The sequence below is a fragment of the Streptomyces sp. MK37H genome (assembly GCF_018035285.1).
In the GTDB taxonomy this organism is placed as follows: domain Bacteria; phylum Actinomycetota; class Actinomycetes; order Streptomycetales; family Streptomycetaceae; genus Streptomyces; species Streptomyces endocoffeicus.
In genome coordinates this window covers 1-19,469 of record NZ_JAAAYH010000058.1, presented here as the reverse complement: position 1 = coordinate 19,469, position 19,469 = coordinate 1, and the positions used below count along the sequence as shown (strand labels likewise).

Genomic DNA, 19,469 nt, shown 5'->3' with positions numbered 1-19,469 from the left:
CGCCGCCCCCCAACGGCATGGAGGCATGATGGGGCGCTATGTCGCCAGGCGACTGCTCCAGATGATCCCGGTCTTCATCGGGACTACTCTGATTATCTTCCTCATGGTCCACGTACTGCCCGGTGACCCCATCCGGGCGATGTGGGGCGACAAGGCCGCGGACCCCGCGCAGGTCGCGTCCCTCCGCCATGAGTTCGGGCTGGACCAGCCCCTGTGGAAGCAGTACTTCGACTACATGGTCGACCTCTTCAAGGGCGACTTCGGCAAGACCTTCGGCGGCCGTCCGGTCTCCGAGGAAATGGGGATGGCCTTCCCGGTGACCCTCCGCCTCGCGGCGGTGGCCCTCACCATCGAGATCATCATCGGCATCGGGCTCGGTGCCTGGGCCGGTCTCAAGGCGGGCCGCGCCGCCGACACCGGCGTCCTGATCTTCACGCTGATCGTCATCTCGATGCCGGTCTTCGTCCTCGGCTACCTCGCCCGGTTCATCTTCGCCGACGAACTCGGCTGGCTGCCACCGAACGTCCAGGACTCGATGGACCTCCAGCAGCTCCTGCTGCCAGGCTTCGTCCTCGCGATGCTCTCCATGGCGTATGTGGCCCGGCTGACCCGGACCACCTTCGCGGAGAACCTGCGCGCCGACTACATGCGCACGGCGCTCGCCAAGGGGCTGCCGCGCCGCCGGATCGTCGGCGTCCACCTGCTGCGCAACTCGCTGATCCCGGTGGTCACCTTCCTCGGCACCGACGTCGGCGCACTGGTCGGCGGCGCGGTGGTCACCGAGGGCATCTTCAACGTCCAGGGCGTCGGCAATCTGCTCTTCAAGGCGCTCGGGCAGCGTGAAGGCACCACCATCGTCGGGGTCGTGACCATCTTCGTCCTCGTCATTCTGCTGATCAACCTGCTCGTCGACCTGCTGTACGCGGTCCTGGACCCGAGGATCCGGTATGCCTGACATGACCAAATCCCAGTCCGGCGGCGCGGCAGTCGACACGGCGGTCGACGCCGTGGCCCCGCCGACCGAGGTGGACACCGCCCCCGCCGCCGGCCCCGCCCCCCAGGGCAAGCCGCGCTCGCTCTGGGGCGACGCCTGGTTCGAACTGCGCCATCGTCCGCTGTTCTGGATCTCGGCGGTGCTGCTGGTGCTGCTGCTGGCCGTCGCGGCGTTCCCCGGGATGTTCACCAGCGCCGACCCGCGCAATGGCGATCTGACCAACCACTTCCTGACCAAGCCGGAGCTGACCCACTTCTTCCAGGCCGACTGGTTCGGCTACGACGGCCAGGGCCGCTCGATCTACGCCCGGGTCATCTACGGCACCCGCGCCTCGATCATGGTCGGCGTCGGTGTGACCGCGGTGGTGACCCTCTTCGGCGGTCTGCTGGGCATGGCTGCCGGGTACTTCGGCGGCTGGATCGACTCGATCATCTCCCGGATCGTCGACATCTTCTTCGGTCTGCCGTTCCTGCTCGGCTCGATGGTCGTCCTGAACGCGTTCACCGAGCGCAAGGTGTACGTCGTGATCGCGGCCCTGGCCTTCCTCGGCTGGACCACCATCGCCCGGGTGATGCGCAGTTCGGTGATCACCGCCAAGCAGGCGGACTACGTCACCGCGGCGCGTGCCCTCGGAGCCGGAACCGGCCGGATTCTCTTCCGGCACGTCCTGCCGAACGCGCTGGCCCCCACCATCGTGGTGGCCACCATCTCCCTCGGCGCCTACATCTCCGCCGAGGCCACGCTGTCCTTCCTCGGCCTCGGCCTCGCCGACCCCACGATCTCGTGGGGCATCGACATCTCCGACGCCAAGGACGCCATCCGGGACAACCCGCATGTGATGCTGTTCCCGGCCGGAATGCTGAGCCTCACGGTCTTCGCATTCATCACGCTCGGCGACGCGGTGCGCGACGCCCTCGACCCCAAGCTGCGCTGAGGAGGGCATACGTGACCACCATCGAGAAGACCGCGGACGACGCCGTCCGCGAGGGCGCCGGAGACGACGGCACCCCGCTGCTGGAAGTCCGCGACCTGCATGTGGAGTTCCACACCCGGGACGGTGTCGCCAAGGCCGTCAACGGCGTCAACTACAGCGTCCGCGCCGGTGAGACGCTCGCCGTCCTCGGCGAGTCCGGCTCCGGCAAGTCGGTGACCGCCCAGGCGATCATGGGCATCCTCGACATGCCGCCCGGGAAGATCCCGCAGGGGCAGATCCTGTTCCGGGGCGAGGACATGCTCACCATGGCGGGCGAGGAGCGCCGGAAGATCCGCGGCCGCAAGATCGCCATGATCTTCCAGGACGCGCTCTCGGCGCTGAACCCGGTGCTCTCCGTGGGCTATCAGCTCGGCGAGATGTTCCGGGTCCACCAGGGCCTGTCCAAGAAGGAGGCCAAGGCCAAGGCCATCGAGCTGATGGACCGGGTCCGCATCCCGGCGGCCAAGGAGCGGGTGAGCGACTATCCGCACCAGTTCTCCGGCGGGATGCGCCAGCGCATCATGATCGCCATGGCGATGGCGCTGGAGCCGGACCTGATCATCGCCGACGAGCCGACCACGGCGCTCGACGTGACCGTCCAGGCCCAGGTGATGGACCTGCTCGCGGAGCTCCAGCGCGAGTACCACATGGGTCTGATCCTGATCACCCATGACCTGGGTGTGGTGGCGGACGTCGCCGACAAGATCGCCGTGATGTACGCGGGCCGGATCGTCGAGACCGCACCCGTGCACGAGCTCTACAAGCGCCCGGCCCACCCCTACACCCGCGGTCTGCTGGACTCCATCCCGCGCCTGGACCGCAAGGGGCAGGAGCTCTACGCGATCAAGGGGCTGCCGCCCAATCTGCTCAAGATCCCCACGGGCTGTGCCTTCAACCCGCGCTGTCCCAAGGCGGAGGACATCTGCCGTACGGACGTCCCCGCGCTGGCGCCGGTCACCGAGCAGGACGGCACGGAGCTGCCGGGCCGCGGCAGCGCGTGCCACTTCTGGAAGGAGACCCTCCATGGCTGACGCCGAGAAGAACGAGGCGGCCGTGGACGCCACCCCCAACGTCACGGAGGTGGCAACGGTCGACGCCGCCACCGAGGACGAGGCGGTCGCGGCCATCGAGGCCAAGGTCGACCGCGGTGAGCCGATCCTCCAGGTGCGCAATCTGGTCAAGCACTTCCCGCTGACCCAGGGCATCCTCTTCAAGCGGCAGATCGGCGCGGTCAAGGCGGTCGACGGCATCTCCTTCGACCTCTACCAGGGCGAGACGCTCGGCATCGTGGGCGAGTCCGGCTGCGGCAAGTCCACCGTCGCCAAGCTGCTGATGACCCTGGAGACCGCCACCGCGGGCGAGGTCTTCTACAAGGGCCAGGACATCACCCGGCTGTCGGGCCGCGCGCTGCGCGCCGTACGCCGGAACATCCAGATGGTGTTCCAGGACCCGTACACCTCGCTCAACCCGCGCATGACGGTGGGCGACATCATCGGGGAGCCCTTCGAGATCCACCCCGAGGTGGCTCCCAAGGGCGACCGGCGCCGCAAGGTCCAGGAGCTCCTGGACGTGGTCGGTCTCAACCCCGAGTACATCAACCGCTACCCTCACCAGTTCTCCGGCGGTCAGCGCCAGCGCATCGGCATCGCGCGCGGCCTCGCCCTCAACCCGGAGATCATCATCTGCGACGAGCCGGTCTCCGCGCTCGACGTCTCCGTCCAGGCACAGGTCATCAACCTGATGGAGGGCTTGCAGGACGAGTTCAACCTGTCTTACATCTTCATCGCCCACGACCTGTCCATCGTCCGGCACATCTCCGACCGGGTCGGCGTGATGTACCTGGGCAAGATGGCCGAGATCGGCTCCGACACCGAGATCTACGACCACCCGACGCACCCCTACACCCAGGCGCTGCTGTCGGCCGTCCCGGTCCCGGACCCGGAGTCGCGCGAGGGCCGCGAACGCATCATCCTCACCGGCGACGTCCCCTCCCCGGCCAACCCGCCCTCCGGCTGCCGCTTCCGCACCCGCTGCTGGAAGGCCGAGGACAAGTGCGCCAAGGAGGTCCCCCTCCTCGCCATCCCGGAGCGCTTCGCCGGCACGGAGTCGCCTGCGGCGCATGAGTCGGCGTGCCACTTCGCGGAGGAGAAGGACGTGGTCCACGCCTAGCGCTACCGCGCGGGCCGCAGCTGAACGACGAGGGCCGCCCGGACCGTGTTCACCACGGCCGGACGGCCCTCGTCGTCGTTCAGGCCCCGTCCGACTCGGGCCAATGCCGCACGAAATCGCTCACGCCGCGACCTCGCGACATGCGGCGTCCAGCAGCAGTCCGATCTCGGCTGAGGCCCGCCGGGCGTCCTCGATGCTGGGTGCCTCGGCGACGGCGGCCTCCAACTCGTGGAGCCAACGGTCATCCAAACTGGTGGGGGAGTGCGGTGGGCGGGTTCAGCGTGAACCATACGGCCTTGCCGGTGACGCCCGCGTCCTTGTCGGTGTAGTCGTGCACGCCCCAGGTGTCGGAGCACGACTCGACGAGCGTGAGCCCGCGCCCGCTCTCGTCCTCGACGTTCGCCGTCACCGGTTGCGGCAGCCCGCAGCCGGAGTCCCACACGGTGACCCGGAAGTCGGGTGGCTTCGGCTCCCAGTCCATGCTGACGTACGCGTCGGTGGTGGTGTTCCGGTACGCGTTGGTGACCAGCTCCGACACGAGCAGTTCGGCCCTGTCGATGATGCAGTCGAGCCGAGCCGCCTTGAGGACGTGGCGGATGGTGGCCCGTACGACGCCCACGGCGCGGGGGTCGTGGGGGATGAACAGGCCGTAGGACCAGGGCTCTTCGGGCGTGCGCATGGGGCAGCCTCCAGGTGAGTGCCTTCTGTGACTGGCGCCATACGTAAGGTAGCGGCTATGGGATTACAACTACAACCTGTGGCCTGAGGTGTGGTAGCGGAGTGGACGCGTCCAGGCACGGTACGCAACACTCGCCACCCGGAGAGGGGAGTTCACATGGGGTTGAGAGCGAATCCCACCTACCGGCAGCGCCGGTTCGGCGCGGAAGTGCGCAAGCTACGCGAGCGAGCCGGGCTGACCGTCGGGGAGGCGGCGCGCCTGATGGAGATGCACAGTCCGCATCTGAGCAACGTCGAGGCGGGGCGCACGAGTCTGTCGGCCGAACGGCTCGGCATGCTGGCGCACGCAGTGGAGGGTACAACTGCAACCTTCTTGGCCGCCTTGCAGGCGATGGGGCAGGATTCCGGACGCGGTTGGTGGAGGGACTACCGCAAGTCGCTCGGGGCGTCTCATCTGGACCTCGCCGAGCAGGAGTCCGGGGCTCAGGCCCTGTGCAATTACGAGCTGCTGTTCATTCCCGGGCTCCTCCAGACCCGGGAATACGCCACGGCGGTCCACGGCAGCGGTTTCTCTGAAGCCGTGCGTGATGTGCAGGACCGGGCGATCGAGTTCAGGCTGCGCCGCCAGCTGGTTTTGTCGGGCGAGCGGCCTCCCCGCTTTCACGCCATCATCCACGAGGCGGCATTGCGTGTCCTCTATGGAGGTCGCGCGGTGATGCGCGATCAGCTGCTGCGGCTCATTCAGCTGTCGCGGCTGCCCAACGTCACCATCGAGATCGTGCCCATCGACAACGAGGGAAGCGCGGCCTTCAGTCACCCGTTCATGGTGATCGAACCGAGTGTGGCGGAGTTGAGTACAGTGCTCGTGGACCAGTTCGGCGGATCGGAGTTCCTTGGCGATCTGGACGTGGTCACCGACTACCGGCAGTCGTTTCAACGGCTGAGCGAGCTGGCTCTGCCGCCCATCGACGCGGAAGCCGCGCCGGAGGCCCGTACCAGGAAGGATTCGCTCGGACTCCTCCAGCACATCCTGTATCCCCTGCTCTAGGAGAAGGCCCGAATGGCTCCCCTTCAGTGGCGCAAGTCCAGCTTCAGCACCGGCGATGCGGCCAACTGCGTCGAACTCGCCGCCGACCCCACGGGAACTCCCCACCTCCGGGAGAGCGACGATCCGGAGGTCGTCATATCCACGACCCCGGCCGCGCTCCGCGCGTTCCTGCGGGCCGCGAAGGCGGGGAGATTCGACCGCCTCGAAGGGTGAGCCACGCCCCTCCCGGTACCCCTCCCGAAAGTGCTTGATCTCGCGCAACTAATTTGTCAAACGTTTTCCAGTACCCCGCCCCCTGCAGTGCGGCAGCCCGGCAACAGTCCCAGCCCCCGAGCGCCGGAGCCGCCACCGGCACTCGCCCCCACCGGCCCGGCGGCCGGCGACGCGGCCCGCGCCGGGTACCCCTGCCCCGCTGCTCAATTGCGCCGAAGGCGCGAGACGGCGCCGCACCCGACCGACCCGGTCAGCCCCGGCAGGCGCGGCGCTCTTCCCGCCGTGGGTGCTACGGGACGAGGTGGCGGGCGAGGACCGCGAGGGCATCGGCCACCTCGCGCAGGCGGTGCGGGTCGTCGGTACCGAGGGCAGCGGCCAGGGCGGCGTCGATGGTCGTGGCGCGGACCTGCTCGACGCGGGCGGAGGGCTCCGCGGCGGGACTGATGAGAACGCGGCGGCGATCGGCGGGGTCGGGGGCGACGGCGATCGCCCCCGCCTCCTTCAGGCGGGCGACGGCGGTGGAGATCTGACTCTGCGGCAGTCCGGTGCGGGCCGCGATGTCGCCCACGGTGGTGCCGGGGTGCGCGGCCACGTCGCTGGCAGCGATCAACACCAGGCGCGTGCTGCCCTTATGGCGGTCGGCTCCGCCGGGAGGCTCGGGCATGGCCTCCTCGCCGATCTTCATCAGCGTGCGGCCCAGAAGGAAGAGTTCGACTCCGTTCACACCCCGAGGGTATATCGAACTCGATGCATCTATCTAGATGTATCGAGTTCGATGGATTAGTGTGATGCATGGCCGTCACGACCGAGACGAGGGGGAGCCCATGACGAACGACACGACGCACACCGGCACCGTCCGCGCGCCCGGAGCCACACTCCACTACCAGCTGCGCGGGCACGGACCCACGCTTCTCATCGGGCAGAGCGGCGAGGGGGACGCCGATCGTACCGTCGACCTCGTCGCCCGCCTCGCGAACACGCATACGGTGGTCACCTACGACCGGCGGGGCCTGTCCCGGAGCCGACTCGACGACCCGTCACGCGGGGCGACGCTCGCCGAGCACGCGGACGACGCGGCACTCCTGCTCGCGACGGTGGCATCCGGGCCGGCCGCGATGCTCGGCTGCAGCCTCGGCGCCGTCATCGGCCTGCACCTCGCGGTGCGGCACCCGGGCCGGATCCACACGCTGATCGCCCACGAGCCCGTCGCGCCCCGGCTGCTGCCCGCCGCCGAACGGGCTCGCCATGAACATGAACTCGCCGACCTGCAGCGACTCTACGCACGTTCCGGCCTCGCCGCGGCCCTCCCGGAGATCGCCCGGGTCCTCGGCATCGACACCAGCGGACGCGACACCGAACCCGGTCTGACCCCGCAGCCGATCAACGACCTGCGCCACACCAACTTCGACTACTTCATCCGTCACGACTTCACCGCGGTGCTCGACGACACCCTCGACGCCGCCGCCCTCGCGGCCACGCCCACCCGCATCGTCCCCGCCGTCGGCCGCACCACCCCCGAAGGCGTCTTCGACCGCCGCTGCGCCTACGCCCTCGCGGACGCACTCGGCACCGACGTCGTGGAACTGCCCGGCGGCCACAACGGCAACACCAGCCACCCGTCCGCCTACGCGACGAGCCTGCGCGACCTGCTCGCCCCCGCCCACGCGACGACCGCCCGGTGAGGGATTCGGCCGGGCGAGCCCGAAGGCCGTTCCCTCGCATCTTCGCGGTGACGCGCCTAGGCTGTCGCCGCAATCGATGGCTACCGGCGCGTAACGCAGACCGCGGCAGACAGCGGCAGACCGCGAAGGAGGCGTGATGAAGGGCTGGACCGCGAGCGACATCCCCGATCAGACCGGCCGCACCGCCGTCGTGACCGGCGCCAACAGCGGACTCGGCTTCGTCACCGCCCGGGAGTTGGCGCGGCGCGGTGCGCGAGTGGTGCTCGGGTGCCGCAGCGAGAAGCGTGGAGCCGAGGCCGCGGAGCGGATCCGGGCGCAGGCGCCGGGCGCGCGGGTGCGGGTCGCGCCGCTCGATCTCGCCGACCTGACGTCCGTACGGGCCTTCGCGGCCGAGCACAAGGGCGACCGGCTCGATCTGCTGATCAACAACGCGGGCGTGATGGCCCTCCCGCACCGCAGGACCGCCGACGGCTTCGAGATGCAGTTCGGCGTCAACCACCTGGGCCACTTCGCGCTGACCGGGCTGCTGCTGCCGAAGCTGCTGGATGCGGGCCCGGGGGCGCGGGTGGTCACCGTCTCCAGCTTTATGCACATGCTGGGGACGGTGGACCCGCGCGACCTGAACATGGAGCGGGGGTACCGGCGTTGGGTCGCCTACGCCCGCTCCAAGTCCGCCAATCTCCTCTTCACCCACGAGCTCGCCCACCGGCTGCGCACGGCGGACGTCCGCCTGGTTGCGGCCGCCGCGCACCCCGGCTACGCCGCGACCAACCTCATGTCCGCCGCGCCGAAGATGGAGGGCCACCGGGCGAAGGAGCGGTTCATGGAGATCGGCAACCGCTACTTCGCCCAGAGCCCGGAGCAGGGCACGCTCCCCGTCCTGTACGCGGCGACCGGGCCGGACGTACGCCAGGACGACTTCTTCGGCCCGCCGCTCCAGGGGCTGTGGCGCGGCTCCCCCGTCCGCTCGGCCCGCGCCAAGTGGACGCTCAGCGACACGGCGGGGCGGGGGCTGTGGGCCGCGTCCGAGCGGCTGACGGGGGTGCGGTACGAGGCGCTCGCGAGCTGAGCGCGGTCGCCCGGGGCGGCCTCCGAGCGGGGCGGCCCCCGAGCCGTCCCGCCAGCCTCACCGCACGGTGATGACCAGCTTGCCCGTGGTGCGGCCGGTCTCCCCCTGGACATGGGCCCGGGCGCCTTCGGCGAGGGGGAAGGCGCCGGAGACGTGGGCGCGGAGCCGACCCCGTTCGACGAGTTCGGCGATGGCGCGCATCCCGGCCCGGTCGTGCTCGACGAGCAGGGTGACGGCGCGGACCTGTGCCTTCTCCGCGGCGGCCCGGGTGTCCTCGGCGCCCGGCAGCAGGGAGACGAGGGTGCCGCCGGGGCGGAGCACGCCCACGGAACGGGTGGCGGTCTCCCCACCGAGGGCGTCGAGGACGACGTCGTAGCGCTCCTCGGTGTCGGTGAAGTCCTCGGAGCGGTGGTCGACGCAGGCATCCGCGCCGAGCTCGCGCAGGAAGTCGTGCTTGGGGGCGCTCGCCGTCCCGGTGACGTGCGCGCCGCGCTCCTTGGCGATCTGTACGGCGAGATGACCGACACCTCCGGCCGCGGCGTGGATCAGCACCCGCTGCCCGGCCCGGAGGCCCGCGGTCTCGACGAGCGCCTGCCAGGCGGTGAGCGCGGCCAGCGGCAGAGCGGCCGCCTGGACGTGGTCGATCCCGGCGGGCTTGGCGGCGAAGGCGCGGGTGGGGCCGGTCACGTATTCGGCGTGGGAGCCGGCCCCGTACGGGTAGGGCAGCATGCCGAACACCTCGTCACCGGGCTGGAAGAGGGTGACGCCGAAGCCGGTCTCCACCACGGTGCCGGAGACGTCCCAGCCGAGGGTCAGCGGCGGGGGCGGCAGGAAGATGCTCAGGGCGCGGTGCTTGAAGTCCGTGGGGTTGAGTCCGGCCGCGTGTACGGCGACAAGGATCTCCCCGGGGCCGGGCGCGGGCCGCGGAAGCTCGGTCAGCCGCAGGACCTCGGGGCCGCCGAGGGCCGTCTGGTGCAGGGCGAGCATCACGGGGGCGCCGTCCGGGGCGGCGGGGTGCGCGGAGTCCCTGGTGGCGGCCGGGTTCGGGGAGTCCGTGGCGGCCGCCGGGTCCGGGGAGTCGAGGTTGTCAGGGGTGTCCGTCGAAGTCATGCCTCGATCCTGGCCGTACGGTCCGGCCCGGGACGATGGCCAGAAGGTCATCCTCCGATACATTCCTGCCATGCCCATCGACCCTGCCACCCACCGCGTTCCCGTCACCCGCGGCACTCCCGACCCCCGCCCCGCGTCCGCCGCGCCCTCCCGGGCCCGTGAACTCGCCGACCGCGCGGCCGGACTGGACCGCCGGATGCACCCAGCCCCGCGGCCCGGCGCCCACAAGGTCGTCGTCCTCGCCCTCGATGGCGTCTATCCCTTCGAACTCGGCATCCCGCACCGGGTCCTGGGGTCCGCCGACGGCCGCTACGAGGTGCTGTCCGCGAGCGTGGACGGGCAGCCCGTGCGTACCGACTCGGACCTGACCGTCACCCCCGGGCACGGTCCCGAGGTGCTGGCCGAGGCGGACACCGTGGTCATCCCTCCGTACGCGATCTCCAGGGCCTCGGCCGCCGCCCCGGACCCGCAGGCCCTCGCCGCCCTGGCCCGCGTCCGCCCCGGCACCCGTCTGGTGTCCATCTGCACCGGCGCCTTCCTGCTGGCCGCCGCCGGTCTCCTGGACGGGCGCCGGGCCACCACCCACTGGGCGCTCACCGACTACTTCCGGGAGCTCTTCCCCCGGGTCGAGCTCGACGCCGGCGTGCTCTTCGTCGACCACGGTGACGTGCTGACCTCCGCGGGGGCGGCGAGCGGGGTCGACGTCTGCCTGCACCTGGTGCGCCGGGACCACGGCAGCGAGGTGGCAAACCGGGTCGCCCGCTGCTGCGTCGTGCCGCCGTACCGGGACGGCGGACAGGCCCAGTACATCGAGCGGCCGCTGCCGCCGGCGGACGGTACCGGCACCGGGCCGACCCGCGACTGGGCACTGCGACGGCTGGAACTGCCGCTGTCACTGGACGAGCTGGCCGCGCACGCGGCGATGAGCACCCGGACCTTCGCCCGGCGCTTCCGGGAGGAGACCGGTCTGAGCCCCGGCCGCTGGCTGACCCAGCAGCGGCTGCGGCGGGCGCGGCACCTGCTGGAGTCCAGCGACCTGCCGGTGGAACGGGTCGCCCACGAGGTCGGCTTCGCCACCGCCACCTCGCTGCGGCGGCATCTGGCGGCGGAGGCGGGGGTCGCCCCGTCGGCGTACCGGCGCACCTTCCGTGCCCCGGATACATCGTGACCGCCACGGCGCCGGGGCATCGGGTAATGTGGCCGGCACCCGTACGCACCGAGGAGGTGAGACCCATCAACGCCAGTTCAGGCTGGGTGCTCTCGCCGCAGGGATACACGGGATAGCTGACCGCCGGGAGCGCCCTCAGGGATTCCGAAAGGCTTCCAGGCTTCCATGTCGGCTTCACCTTCACTTGTCACCTTTTCCGCCGTCGTCACCAGGCTCCGCGCCGCCGGGTGCGTGTTCGCCGAGGACGAGGCGCGGCTGATCCTTTCCGCGGGCCACGTTCCGGCCGAGATCGACGCCATGGTGGACCGGCGCGCCGCCGGGCTGCCGCTGGAGCACGTGCTCGGCTGGGCGGACTTCCGGGGGCTTCGCATATCCATCGACGCCGGGGTCTTCGTGCCGCGCCGACGCACCGAGTTCCTGGTCGAGCAGGCCGTGCCGCTGGCCCGGCGCGGGGCCGTCGTGGTCGATCTGTGCTGCGGCTCGGGCGCGCTGGGCGCCGCGCTGGCCTCGGCCCTGGGCGGGGTGGAGCTGTACGCGGCCGATATCGACCCCGTCGCGGTGCGCTGCGCTCGGCGCAATGTCGAGGCGGCAAGCGGCACGGTGTACGAGGGCGATCTGTACGAGCCGCTGCCCGCCGCGCTGCGCGGTCGGGTCGATGTGCTGCTGGCCAACGTCCCGTACGTGCCCACCGAGGAGGTCGGGCTGCTGCCGCCGGAGGCCCGGGTCCATGAGGCGCGGGTGGCGCTGGACGGCGGCGCGGACGGGCTGGACGTCCTGCGCCGGGTCACCGCCGAGGCGGGCGGATGGCTGGCCCCGGGCGGCTCGCTGCTCTTCGAGACGAGCGGACGGCAGGCGCCCTCGGCCATGGCCATCGTGGCCGACAGTGGCTTGGAGCCCCGGCTGGCCGAATGCGACGACCTGGACGCCACGGTCATCGTCGCCACGGGTCCATCGGCCCCTTAGTCAGGTCCTGTCCGGTGGGTCCTGCTGGTGGCGGGGTTCGGGCTCACCGAGCTGTTCAGAGGATGGGTGGTGGTGAGTCCGCCGGCGATCTCGCAGTGCGGCTCACCGCTGTAGCGACGTGGTGTGCGGGGAGCCGGAAGTGTCAGGGGTCCGCGTCCGCCTCATGAGGGCCGCGGCATCCGCGGCGATGTCCGTCACGATGCGGCCCGCCGGGGCGACGTCATGGACAAGCCCGGCGCTCTGGCCCGCGTAGAGGGCGAGAGCCTCCACGTCGCCCGACATGCCGGGCACGGGGACCATGTCGTCGTAACGCGACCAGGCCCGTCCGTCGGCACTCCGGGCCACCACGGCGCCTTCGCCGGGGCGGTTCGGCACGGCTGGACGGTCCGCGGCCTCCCAGGCGCGGAGCGTGGAGTTGCGCAGCGCACGATGCGGGGCATCGGGCCAGCCGCCGTCGAAGCACCGCGTGTGCACCGCGTCCTGCGGCGCAGCCTGGATCACGGCTTGACGGTAGACCTCGTGCGTGTCCGCCTCGGATGCCGTCAGGAATCGGGTGCCCAGCCATCCGGCCTGGGCCCCGAGAGCCAGTGCGGCGGCGAGCCCGCGTCCGTCGGCGATGCCGCCCGCCGCGATGACCGGCACCGGGTGCACAGCGTCCGCGACCGCGGGCACGAGCGCCATCGTGGTGACCTCCCCACGGATGTGGCCGCCTGCTTCACACCCTTGGGCCACGATCACGTCGACGCCTGCGGCGACGGCGCGTTCGGCCTCGGTGACGGAACCGACCGTGTGGAGGTGCAGGGCACCCGCCGAGTGGACGCGTTCGGCGACGGCCGAGGGATCTCCCCAGAACGTCGAGATGACCGGCACGCTTTCCGCCAGGCAGGCGTCGAGAAGCTCGTCGACTGGGAAGTCCAGCACCAGGTTCGCGGCGAAGGGCTTCGGTGTCAGCCGTCGAACCTGCCGGATCCGGCGCACCGCCTCCTCGGCGGTGACCCAGGTCAGAGCAAGGGTGCCGAGTCCTCCCGCGTCCGCCACCGCAGCCACCAGCTCTGTGGTGACCGCGGACCCGATGGGCGCCTGCACCACGGGTACCTCAATGCCCAGTCGCCGGCACAGAGGTGTGGTCAACGTCGTCATGCTGTCCTCCCCATGCAGGGTGTTTCGGTTTCCGAATCACGCGGCGATGCTAATGTTTCGGAATCCGAAACGCCAGGGCTTGTGGATCTACAGGGGCGCAGGAGGACCGAGAATGGCCACACCGACACCAGGACGGCCGGTGCGCGGCTCAACCACCGGACGCCCTCTCATGGCCGCGCTCGATCTGTTCGGCAGGCGATGGAGCCTGCGCGTGGTGTGGGAACTGCACGAAGGCGCCCTGGGGTTCCGTGCCCTGCGCGAACGCTGCGGCAACATGTCCTCCAGCGTGCTGCGTCAACGCCTCGTCGAGCTGATCGAGGCACGTCTGGTGCACCAGACCACCGACGGCCACTACGCCCTCACCGCGCTGGGACGACAGGCCCACACAGCGCTCAGCCCTCTCGTCGACTGGTCCGCCACGTGGGCCACCGAACTGGCCGAGCACCCCTCCGGCCACGACACCGCTACCGCCGACGCCCCGGACGTTTGACACCAGCCACCTGGGGCACACCCAGGGCCACGCCTAGGGCGCCTTACGCAGCTCCTCCGCCGCGTCCGCGACCCGGGCGATCAGCCGCAGCAGGGTCTCCCGCTCCGTCTCGTCCAGCGGGGCCAGGAAGACCCGGTTCATCCGGGACGTCCGGGTGACCAGCTTTCGGTGGACCCGGATACCCTCCTCCGTCAGCCGCAGGACGTTACGGCGACCGTCGTCCGGGTCGCGTACCCGCTCCAGCAGGCCGCGCCGGGCCAGCCGGGCGACCAGGTCGGCGATGGTGGAGCGGTCGAGGTGGACGTGTTCGCTCAGCGTCCGCTGGTCGATCTCCGGCTTCTCCATCAGCGCGTTGACCACCGCGAACTGCGGCGAGGTGGTCTCCTCGGAAACCATCGCGCCCCACAGCAGCGAGTGCGCCTGCTGGAAGCGGCGGGCCAGATGCCCGGGGTGCGTATTCAGATCCACCGCGCCGCCCATGCCCTGCCCTCCCGGCTTCCCTGCTGCTCGATCGCCATAAGTTAGTCCGTGTACTGAGTGATTCTGCCCTGTGGAAGACCCCATGTCGAGAGGCCGACATTCGACCTAGACTCCCTTGACGAGCGCACCAGCCAATGGCACCGTGCGAAATCGACATCATATTAGTCAGCACACTGAGCATCCCGACCCCGCGGAGTGACGATGGCCGACATCCGAAGCCTGCAGGACGCCGTGGCGGACCTCGTCCACGACGGGGACACCGTCGCGATGGAGGGATTCACCCACCTGATCCCGTACGCCGCCGCGCACGAGGTCATCCGCCAGGGCATCACCGACCTGACCCTCGTCCGGATGACCCCGGACGTCATCTACGACCAGCTCATCGGCGCCGGACTCGTCCGCAAGCTGGTGTTCTCCTGGGGCGGCAATCCCGGCGTGGGCTCCCTGCACCGCTTCCGGGACGCCGTCGAGAACGGCTGGCCACGGCCGCTGGAGCTGGACGAGCACAGCCACGCGGGCATGGCGAACCGCTATGTGGCGGGCGCCTCCAAGCTGCCGTTCGCCGTATTGCGCGGCTATCGCGGCAGCGACATCCCGACCCGTACGGACACCATCTCCACCGTCGTCTGCCCCTTCACCGGGGAGGAGCTGGCCGCCGTCGCGGCGCTCAACCCCGATGTCACCGTCATCCACGCCCAGCAGACCGACCGCGCCGGCAACGTCCAGATGTGGGGGCTGACCGGGGTGCAGAAGGAGGCCGCCCTCGCGGCGGACCGGGTGCTGGTGACCGTGGAGGAGATCGTCGAGGAACTGACACCACGCCCCGGCGGAGTCGTCCTGCCGAGCTGGGTGATCGACGCGGTCGCCGTCGTTCCCGGCGGTGCCCACCCCTCCTACGCCACCGGGTACTCGACCCGCGACAACGCCTTCTACCAGGCATGGGATCCGATCGCCCGCGACCGCGAGGCGTTCACCCGGTGGATCGACGGATACGTGCGCAACAGCGAGGGAGCACTCACCCGATGACCGCCACCCCCGCCGGGACGACGGACTTCACATCCGACGAGCTGATGGAGGTCAACGCCGCCCGCGCGCTCGCCGACGCCACCACCTGCTTCGTCGGCATCGGCCTCCCCAGCACCGCCGCCAACCTGGCCCGCGCCACCGTCAACCCCGGCCTCGTGCTCATCTACGAGTCGGGCACCATCGGCTCCAAGCCCACCCGGCTCCCGCTGTCCATCGGCGACGGCGAGCTCGCCGAGACGGCCGACGCGGTGGTCCCGGTGCCGGAGATGTTCAACTACTGGCTCCAAGGCGGCCGGATCGACGTCGGTTTCCTCGGCGCCGCCCAGGTCGACCGCTACGCCAACATCAACACCACCGTCGTGGACCGCGGCCCGGACAAGCCCGAGGGCCGCCTTCCGGGTGCGGGCGGCGCCCCCGAGATCGCCTCCAACTGCGGCAAAGTGCTCATGGTGCTGCGCCACTCCACCCGCAACTTCGTGGAGCGGCTGGACTTCGTGACCACCCTGGGCCACGGCGGCGGCCCCGGCGACCGTAAGAAGCTCGGCATGCCGGGCGCCGGCCCCACCGCCGTCATCACCGACCTGGGCATCCTGCGCCCCGACCCGGCCACCGCCGAACTGGTGCTGACCGAAGTGCACCCGGACGTCACCGTGGAGCGGGTGCGGGCCGCCACCGGCTGGGAGCTGACCGTCGCCGACACCGTGGGCACCACCGAGCCGCCCGCCCCCCAAGAGCTGGCGGCGCTGCGCGCCCTCAAAGCCGCCGGGAAGCCCGGGACGTCCGGGAAGGAGACCCGATGACCACCTCGCGTGACGTCTATATCGTCGACGCCGTCCGCACCCCCATCGGCCGTTACGGCGGCGGGCTGTCCGGGGTGCGCCCCGACGACCTGGCCGCCCATGTGGTGCGCGGCCTGCTCGCCCGCACCCCCGCCCTGGACCCGGCACGCATCGACGACGTCTACTTCGGCAACGCCAACGGCGCGGGCGAGGAGAACCGCGATGTCGCCCGCATGGCCGTGCTGCTGGCCGGGCTGCCCGTCACCGTGCCCGGCGCGACCGTCAACCGGCTCTGCGCCTCGGGCCTGGAGGCCGTGCTCCAGGCCGCCCGCGCGATCGCGGTCGGCGACGCGCACATCGCGCTCGCGGGCGGTGTGGAGTCGATGAGCCGCGCCCCCTGGGTGCTGCCCAAGCCCGAGCGCGCCTTCCCCGCCGGGCATCAGCAGATGTACTCCACGACTCTGGGCTGGCGGATGACCAACCCGGACATGCCGCCCGAGTGGACCGTAGCCCTCGGCGAGGGCGCCGAGCTGATCGCCGACAAGCACGGCATCACCCGCGAGGCACAGGACGCGTTCGCGCTCGCCAGCCATGAGAAGGCGGCGCGGGCGTGGAAGGACGGGGCGTACGACGCCGAGGTACTGCCGTATCCGGACACCGAGCTCGTCCGGGACGAGACGATTCGCGAGCCCGTGTCCAACAGCGGCTCCGCCGCGGGATCCACCGAGGCCCTGGCCAAGCTCAAGCCCGCCTTCCGCAAGCCCGGCGGCACCGTCACCGCGGGCAACTCCTCGCCCCTCAACGACGGCGCGGCCGCGCTGCTGCTCGTCGACGACGAGGGCCTGAAGGCCACCGGACGCGAGCCCCTGGCCCGGATCGGCGCCTCGGCCGTCACCGGTATCGAGCCGCAGTACTTCGGGCTCGGCCCGGTCGAGGCCGTACGCCGCGCCCTCGCCAAGGCGGGCCGCTCGTTCGCCGATCTGGCCACCCTCGAACTCAACGAGGCGTTCGCCGCGCAGGTGCTGGGCTGCCTCGCCGAGTGGTCGGCCCAGGACCCGGGCTTCGACCCCGACATCGTCAACCCGCGCGGCGGCGCCATCGCCATCGGCCATCCGCTCGGCGCCTCCGGAGCCCGGCTCGCCGGGGCCGTCGCCCATCAGCTCGCCGCCCGCGGCTCGGGGACGGGCCTGGCCACCTTGTGCATCGGCGTCGGGCAGGGCCTCGCCCTCGTCCTGGAGAGGTAATCCCGGAGCGGCAAGGCCCGGAACGGCAAGGCCCGGACGGTAATCCCGGAACGGCAAGGCCCGGAACGGCAAGGCTGGAAAGGTCTGGAAAGGTAAGGCTGACGGCAGACATGGCTCTCACCCAGTCCGACATCGACAGCGAACTCGCGCACATACGGGAGTCGTACGACAAGGCGCGCGCCGAGGGGGCTCCCGCCGCCGACCACCCGCCGCGCGACTTCCCCCCGTACCGCAGCAGTGTGCTGCGCCACCCCAAGCAGCCGCTGGTCGCGGTGCACGGCGACCCGGAGACCGTGGAGCTGCACACCCCGGTCTTCGGCCATACCGACATCACCGCGATCGACAACGACCTCACGGTGCAGCACCAGGGCGAGCCGCTCGGCGAGCGGATCACCGTCTCCGGGCGGCTCCTGGACAGCCGGGGCCGCCCCGTCCGGGGGCAGCTCATCGAGCTGTGGCAGGCCAACGCGTCCGGCCGCTACGCCCATCTGCGCGATCAGCACCCCGCGCCGCTCGACCCCAACTTCACCGGTGTGGGGCGGACGTTGACCGGCGACGACGGTTCGTACCACTTCACCACCATCAAGCCGGGCGCGTATCCGTGGCGCAACCACGAGAACGCCTGGCGCCCGGCGCATCTGCACTTCTCCGTCTTCGGCGCGGCGTTCACCCAGCGGCTGGTCACCCAGATGTACTTCCCCGGCGATCCGCTCTTCGCCTACGACCCGATCCTGCAGTCGGTGACGGACGACTCGGCGCGGCAGCGGCTGGTCGCCCGTTACGACCACGCGCTGTCGCGGCCGGAGTGGTCGCTGGGCTACCGCTGGGACATCGTGCTGGACGGGCCGTCCGCCACGTGGATCGAGGAGGGGCGCTGATGAGCGAGAGGCCTGCACCCACGCAGGGGCCGGCACCCGTGGAGACACTTGCGCCTACCCCCTCCCACACCGTGGGCCCCTTCTACGGTTACGCCCTGCCCTTCCCCGGCGGCGGCGAGATGGCCCCGGCGGGCCACCCCGGCGCCATCACGCTCCACGGCTATATCCGCGACGGCGAGGGCGCCCCCGTTCCGGACGCGCTGGTGGAGCTGTGGCAGGCGGGCCCGGACGGCTCGCTCGCCGGGGCGGGCGGGTCGATGCGGCGCGACCCGGTGACCGGCGGCTTCCTCGGGCGCAACGGCGTGGACTTCACCGGTTTCGGCCGGATCGCCACCGACGCGGACGGCCACTGGACGGCCCGTACGCTGCCGCCGGGCGGCCCGGCCGCGCCCGCCGCGCCGTACATCAGCGTGTGCGTCCACGCCCGGGGGCTGCTGCACCACCTCTTCACCCGCGTGTACTTCCCCGAGAACGCCGAGGCCAACGCCGCCGACCCGCTGCTCGCCTCACTGGATCCGGCGCGCCGCGAGACGCTGGTGGCGACGGCGGCGTCCCCGCCGGGGACCTATCGCTTCGACATCCGCCTACAGGGCGAAGGGGAGACGGTTTTCCTTGAGTTCCGCTAGTCCTGGTACTTCCGACAGCGACGACGTGGGGTTGCTGTCCCCGGTGCGGGCCGGGTCGGCGGTGGAGGCCGCCACGGGCGACACGGCGTTCCTGCAGGCCATGCTGGACGCCGAGGCCGCGCTGGCGCGGGTGGTGGCACCGGCCGGGGCGGCGGAGGCGGTGGCGGGCGCGGCCCGCGTCGAGCTGTACGACGTACGCGATCTGGCGCTGCGCGCCCGCTCCGGGGGCAACCCGGTCATCCCGCTGGTCGCCGATCTCACGGCGGCGGTAGCCCGTACGGACGGCGAGGCCGCGTCGTACGTCCATCGGGGCGCGACCAGCCAGGACATCGTGGACACGGCCGCGATGCTGGTGGCCGCGCGGGCGCTGCCGCTGATCGTGGCCGATCTGGAGCGTACGGCGGCGGAGCTGGCGCGGCTCGCCGCCGCGCACCGCGCCACCCCGATGCCCGGCCGCACCCTCACCCAGCACGCCGTGCCCACCACCTTCGGGCTGAAGGCGGCGGGCTGGCGGGCACTCGTCCTGGACGCCCGCGACCGGCTCGCGGCGCTGCGGCCGCCCGCCCAACTGGGCGGTGCGGCGGGCACGTTGGCCGCCTTCGACGGCGGGGTTCCGCTGCTGGGCCGGTTCGCCGAGGAGACCGGTCTTGCCGAGCCCGACCTGCCGTGGCACACCCTGCGCACCCCCGTCGCCGACCTGGGCACCGCGCTCGCCTTCGCCGTGGGGGCGCTGGGGAAG

23 protein-coding genes are annotated in these 19,469 nt (G+C 71.3%); 17 read left to right on the top strand and 6 right to left on the bottom strand.

Annotated features, from left to right (window positions below):
• Positions 1-28: 28 nt before the first annotated feature.
• Genes GWI24_RS11580 through GWI24_RS11565 form a run of 4 tightly spaced genes read left to right on the top strand, consistent with a single transcriptional unit; the run spans position 29 to position 4,136 of the window.
• Positions 29-955 carry an ABC transporter permease gene (locus tag GWI24_RS11580; RefSeq protein WP_210945834.1) on the top strand — a complete coding sequence of 309 codons (927 nt, stop codon included), beginning with the start codon at positions 29-31 and terminating at the stop codon, positions 953-955.
• Positions 948-1,928 carry an ABC transporter permease gene (locus tag GWI24_RS11575; RefSeq protein WP_210945823.1) on the top strand — a complete coding sequence of 327 codons (981 nt, stop codon included), beginning with the start codon at positions 948-950 and terminating at the stop codon, positions 1,926-1,928. Before GWI24_RS11580 ends, GWI24_RS11575 begins: the two co-directional genes overlap by 8 nt.
• Positions 1,929-1,939: 11 nt before the next feature.
• Positions 1,940-2,998, top strand: a complete 1,059-nt coding sequence (locus GWI24_RS11570) for an ABC transporter ATP-binding protein (RefSeq protein WP_210945822.1) — start codon at positions 1,940-1,942, stop codon at positions 2,996-2,998.
• The gene (locus tag GWI24_RS11565) at positions 2,991-4,136 is read left to right on the top strand and encodes an ABC transporter ATP-binding protein (protein WP_210945821.1); all 1,146 of its coding nucleotides are present in this window, start codon (positions 2,991-2,993) and stop codon (positions 4,134-4,136) included. The genes GWI24_RS11570 and GWI24_RS11565 overlap by 8 nt, the downstream gene beginning before the upstream one ends.
• 120 nt (positions 4,137-4,256) lie before the next feature.
• Here GWI24_RS11565 and GWI24_RS46155 read toward each other — a convergent pair whose 3' ends face one another.
• Positions 4,257-4,385 (bottom strand): hypothetical protein, encoded by a 129-nt coding sequence (locus GWI24_RS46155; RefSeq protein ID WP_281789702.1) that lies wholly within the window; start codon positions 4,383-4,385, stop codon positions 4,257-4,259.
• The gene (locus tag GWI24_RS11560) at positions 4,378-4,815 is read right to left on the bottom strand and encodes an ATP-binding protein (RefSeq protein ID WP_210945820.1); all 438 of its coding nucleotides are present in this window, start codon (positions 4,813-4,815) and stop codon (positions 4,378-4,380) included. The genes GWI24_RS46155 and GWI24_RS11560 overlap by 8 nt, the downstream gene beginning before the upstream one ends.
• 156 nt (positions 4,816-4,971) lie before the next feature.
• Here GWI24_RS11560 and GWI24_RS11555 point away from each other — a divergent pair, with 156 nt between their 5' ends.
• Positions 4,972-5,862, top strand: a complete 891-nt coding sequence (locus GWI24_RS11555; protein WP_210945819.1) for a helix-turn-helix transcriptional regulator — start codon at positions 4,972-4,974, stop codon at positions 5,860-5,862.
• Between the two features lie 12 nt (positions 5,863-5,874).
• The gene (locus GWI24_RS11550) at positions 5,875-6,075 is read left to right on the top strand and encodes a DUF397 domain-containing protein (protein WP_210945818.1); all 201 of its coding nucleotides are present in this window, start codon (positions 5,875-5,877) and stop codon (positions 6,073-6,075) included.
• Between the two features lie 289 nt (positions 6,076-6,364).
• Here the strand turns inward: GWI24_RS11550 and GWI24_RS11545 are convergent, their stop codons facing one another.
• Positions 6,365-6,799 carry a helix-turn-helix domain-containing protein gene (locus GWI24_RS11545; protein WP_308343619.1) on the bottom strand — a complete coding sequence of 145 codons (435 nt, stop codon included), beginning with the start codon at positions 6,797-6,799 and terminating at the stop codon, positions 6,365-6,367.
• 100 nt (positions 6,800-6,899) lie between these two features.
• On the opposite strand from GWI24_RS11545, the gene GWI24_RS11540 reads away from it, so the two are divergent.
• Together GWI24_RS11540 and GWI24_RS11535 are read left to right on the top strand one after the other, a co-directional pair.
• Positions 6,900-7,757, top strand: coding sequence for an alpha/beta fold hydrolase (locus tag GWI24_RS11540; RefSeq protein WP_210945817.1), 858 nt, complete (start codon positions 6,900-6,902; stop codon positions 7,755-7,757).
• A 136-nt stretch (positions 7,758-7,893) separates the two neighbouring features.
• Positions 7,894-8,826: an oxidoreductase gene (locus GWI24_RS11535; RefSeq protein WP_210945816.1), complete on the top strand. Its 933-nt coding sequence runs from the start codon at positions 7,894-7,896 to the stop codon at positions 8,824-8,826.
• Between the two features lie 57 nt (positions 8,827-8,883).
• Here GWI24_RS11535 and GWI24_RS11530 read toward each other — a convergent pair whose 3' ends face one another.
• Positions 8,884-9,936 carry an NADP-dependent oxidoreductase gene (locus GWI24_RS11530; protein ID WP_374103295.1) on the bottom strand — a complete coding sequence of 351 codons (1,053 nt, stop codon included), beginning with the start codon at positions 9,934-9,936 and terminating at the stop codon, positions 8,884-8,886.
• 70 nt (positions 9,937-10,006) lie between these two features.
• Between GWI24_RS11530 and GWI24_RS11525 the strand changes: the two genes are divergently transcribed.
• Together GWI24_RS11525 and GWI24_RS11520 are read left to right on the top strand one after the other, a co-directional pair.
• Positions 10,007-11,104: a GlxA family transcriptional regulator gene (locus tag GWI24_RS11525; RefSeq protein WP_374103294.1), complete on the top strand. Its 1,098-nt coding sequence runs from the start codon at positions 10,007-10,009 to the stop codon at positions 11,102-11,104.
• Positions 11,105-11,269: 165 nt separating this feature from the next.
• Complete coding sequence (locus GWI24_RS11520) at positions 11,270-12,067, top strand: putative protein N(5)-glutamine methyltransferase (protein ID WP_210945815.1); 798 nt, start codon at positions 11,270-11,272, stop codon at positions 12,065-12,067.
• A 102-nt stretch (positions 12,068-12,169) separates the two neighbouring features.
• Here the strand turns inward: GWI24_RS11520 and GWI24_RS11515 are convergent, their stop codons facing one another.
• The gene (locus GWI24_RS11515; protein ID WP_210945814.1) at positions 12,170-13,207 is read right to left on the bottom strand and encodes a nitronate monooxygenase family protein; all 1,038 of its coding nucleotides are present in this window, start codon (positions 13,205-13,207) and stop codon (positions 12,170-12,172) included.
• Positions 13,208-13,319: 112 nt separating this feature from the next.
• On the opposite strand from GWI24_RS11515, the gene GWI24_RS11510 reads away from it, so the two are divergent.
• Positions 13,320-13,697, top strand: coding sequence for a helix-turn-helix domain-containing protein (locus GWI24_RS11510; protein WP_210945813.1), 378 nt, complete (start codon positions 13,320-13,322; stop codon positions 13,695-13,697).
• Between the two features lie 33 nt (positions 13,698-13,730).
• Here GWI24_RS11510 and GWI24_RS11505 read toward each other — a convergent pair whose 3' ends face one another.
• Positions 13,731-14,177 carry a MarR family winged helix-turn-helix transcriptional regulator gene (locus tag GWI24_RS11505; protein WP_210945812.1) on the bottom strand — a complete coding sequence of 149 codons (447 nt, stop codon included), beginning with the start codon at positions 14,175-14,177 and terminating at the stop codon, positions 13,731-13,733.
• A gap of 201 nt (positions 14,178-14,378) precedes the next feature.
• On the opposite strand from GWI24_RS11505, the gene GWI24_RS11500 reads away from it, so the two are divergent.
• The 6 genes from GWI24_RS11500 to GWI24_RS11475 all read left to right on the top strand — a co-directional run.
• On the top strand, positions 14,379-15,203 hold the full coding sequence (locus tag GWI24_RS11500; RefSeq protein WP_210945811.1) for a CoA transferase subunit A: 825 nt from the start codon (positions 14,379-14,381) through the stop codon (positions 15,201-15,203).
• On the top strand, positions 15,200-16,003 hold the full coding sequence (locus GWI24_RS11495; protein ID WP_210945810.1) for a CoA-transferase subunit beta: 804 nt from the start codon (positions 15,200-15,202) through the stop codon (positions 16,001-16,003). The genes GWI24_RS11500 and GWI24_RS11495 overlap by 4 nt, the downstream gene beginning before the upstream one ends.
• Complete coding sequence (locus GWI24_RS11490) at positions 16,000-17,226, top strand: thiolase family protein (protein WP_210945809.1); 1,227 nt, start codon at positions 16,000-16,002, stop codon at positions 17,224-17,226. The genes GWI24_RS11495 and GWI24_RS11490 overlap by 4 nt, the downstream gene beginning before the upstream one ends.
• Positions 17,227-17,336: 110 nt before the next feature.
• On the top strand, positions 17,337-18,104 hold the full coding sequence (pcaH, locus tag GWI24_RS11485) for a protocatechuate 3,4-dioxygenase subunit beta (RefSeq protein ID WP_210945808.1): 768 nt from the start codon (positions 17,337-17,339) through the stop codon (positions 18,102-18,104).
• Positions 18,104-18,730, top strand: a complete 627-nt coding sequence (pcaG, locus tag GWI24_RS11480) for a protocatechuate 3,4-dioxygenase subunit alpha (protein ID WP_210945807.1) — start codon at positions 18,104-18,106, stop codon at positions 18,728-18,730. The genes pcaH and pcaG overlap by 1 nt, the downstream gene beginning before the upstream one ends.
• A 25-nt stretch (positions 18,731-18,755) precedes the next feature.
• Positions 18,756-19,469 (top strand): lyase family protein (locus tag GWI24_RS11475; protein WP_308343618.1); only part of this gene is annotated, 714 nt, incomplete at its 3' end.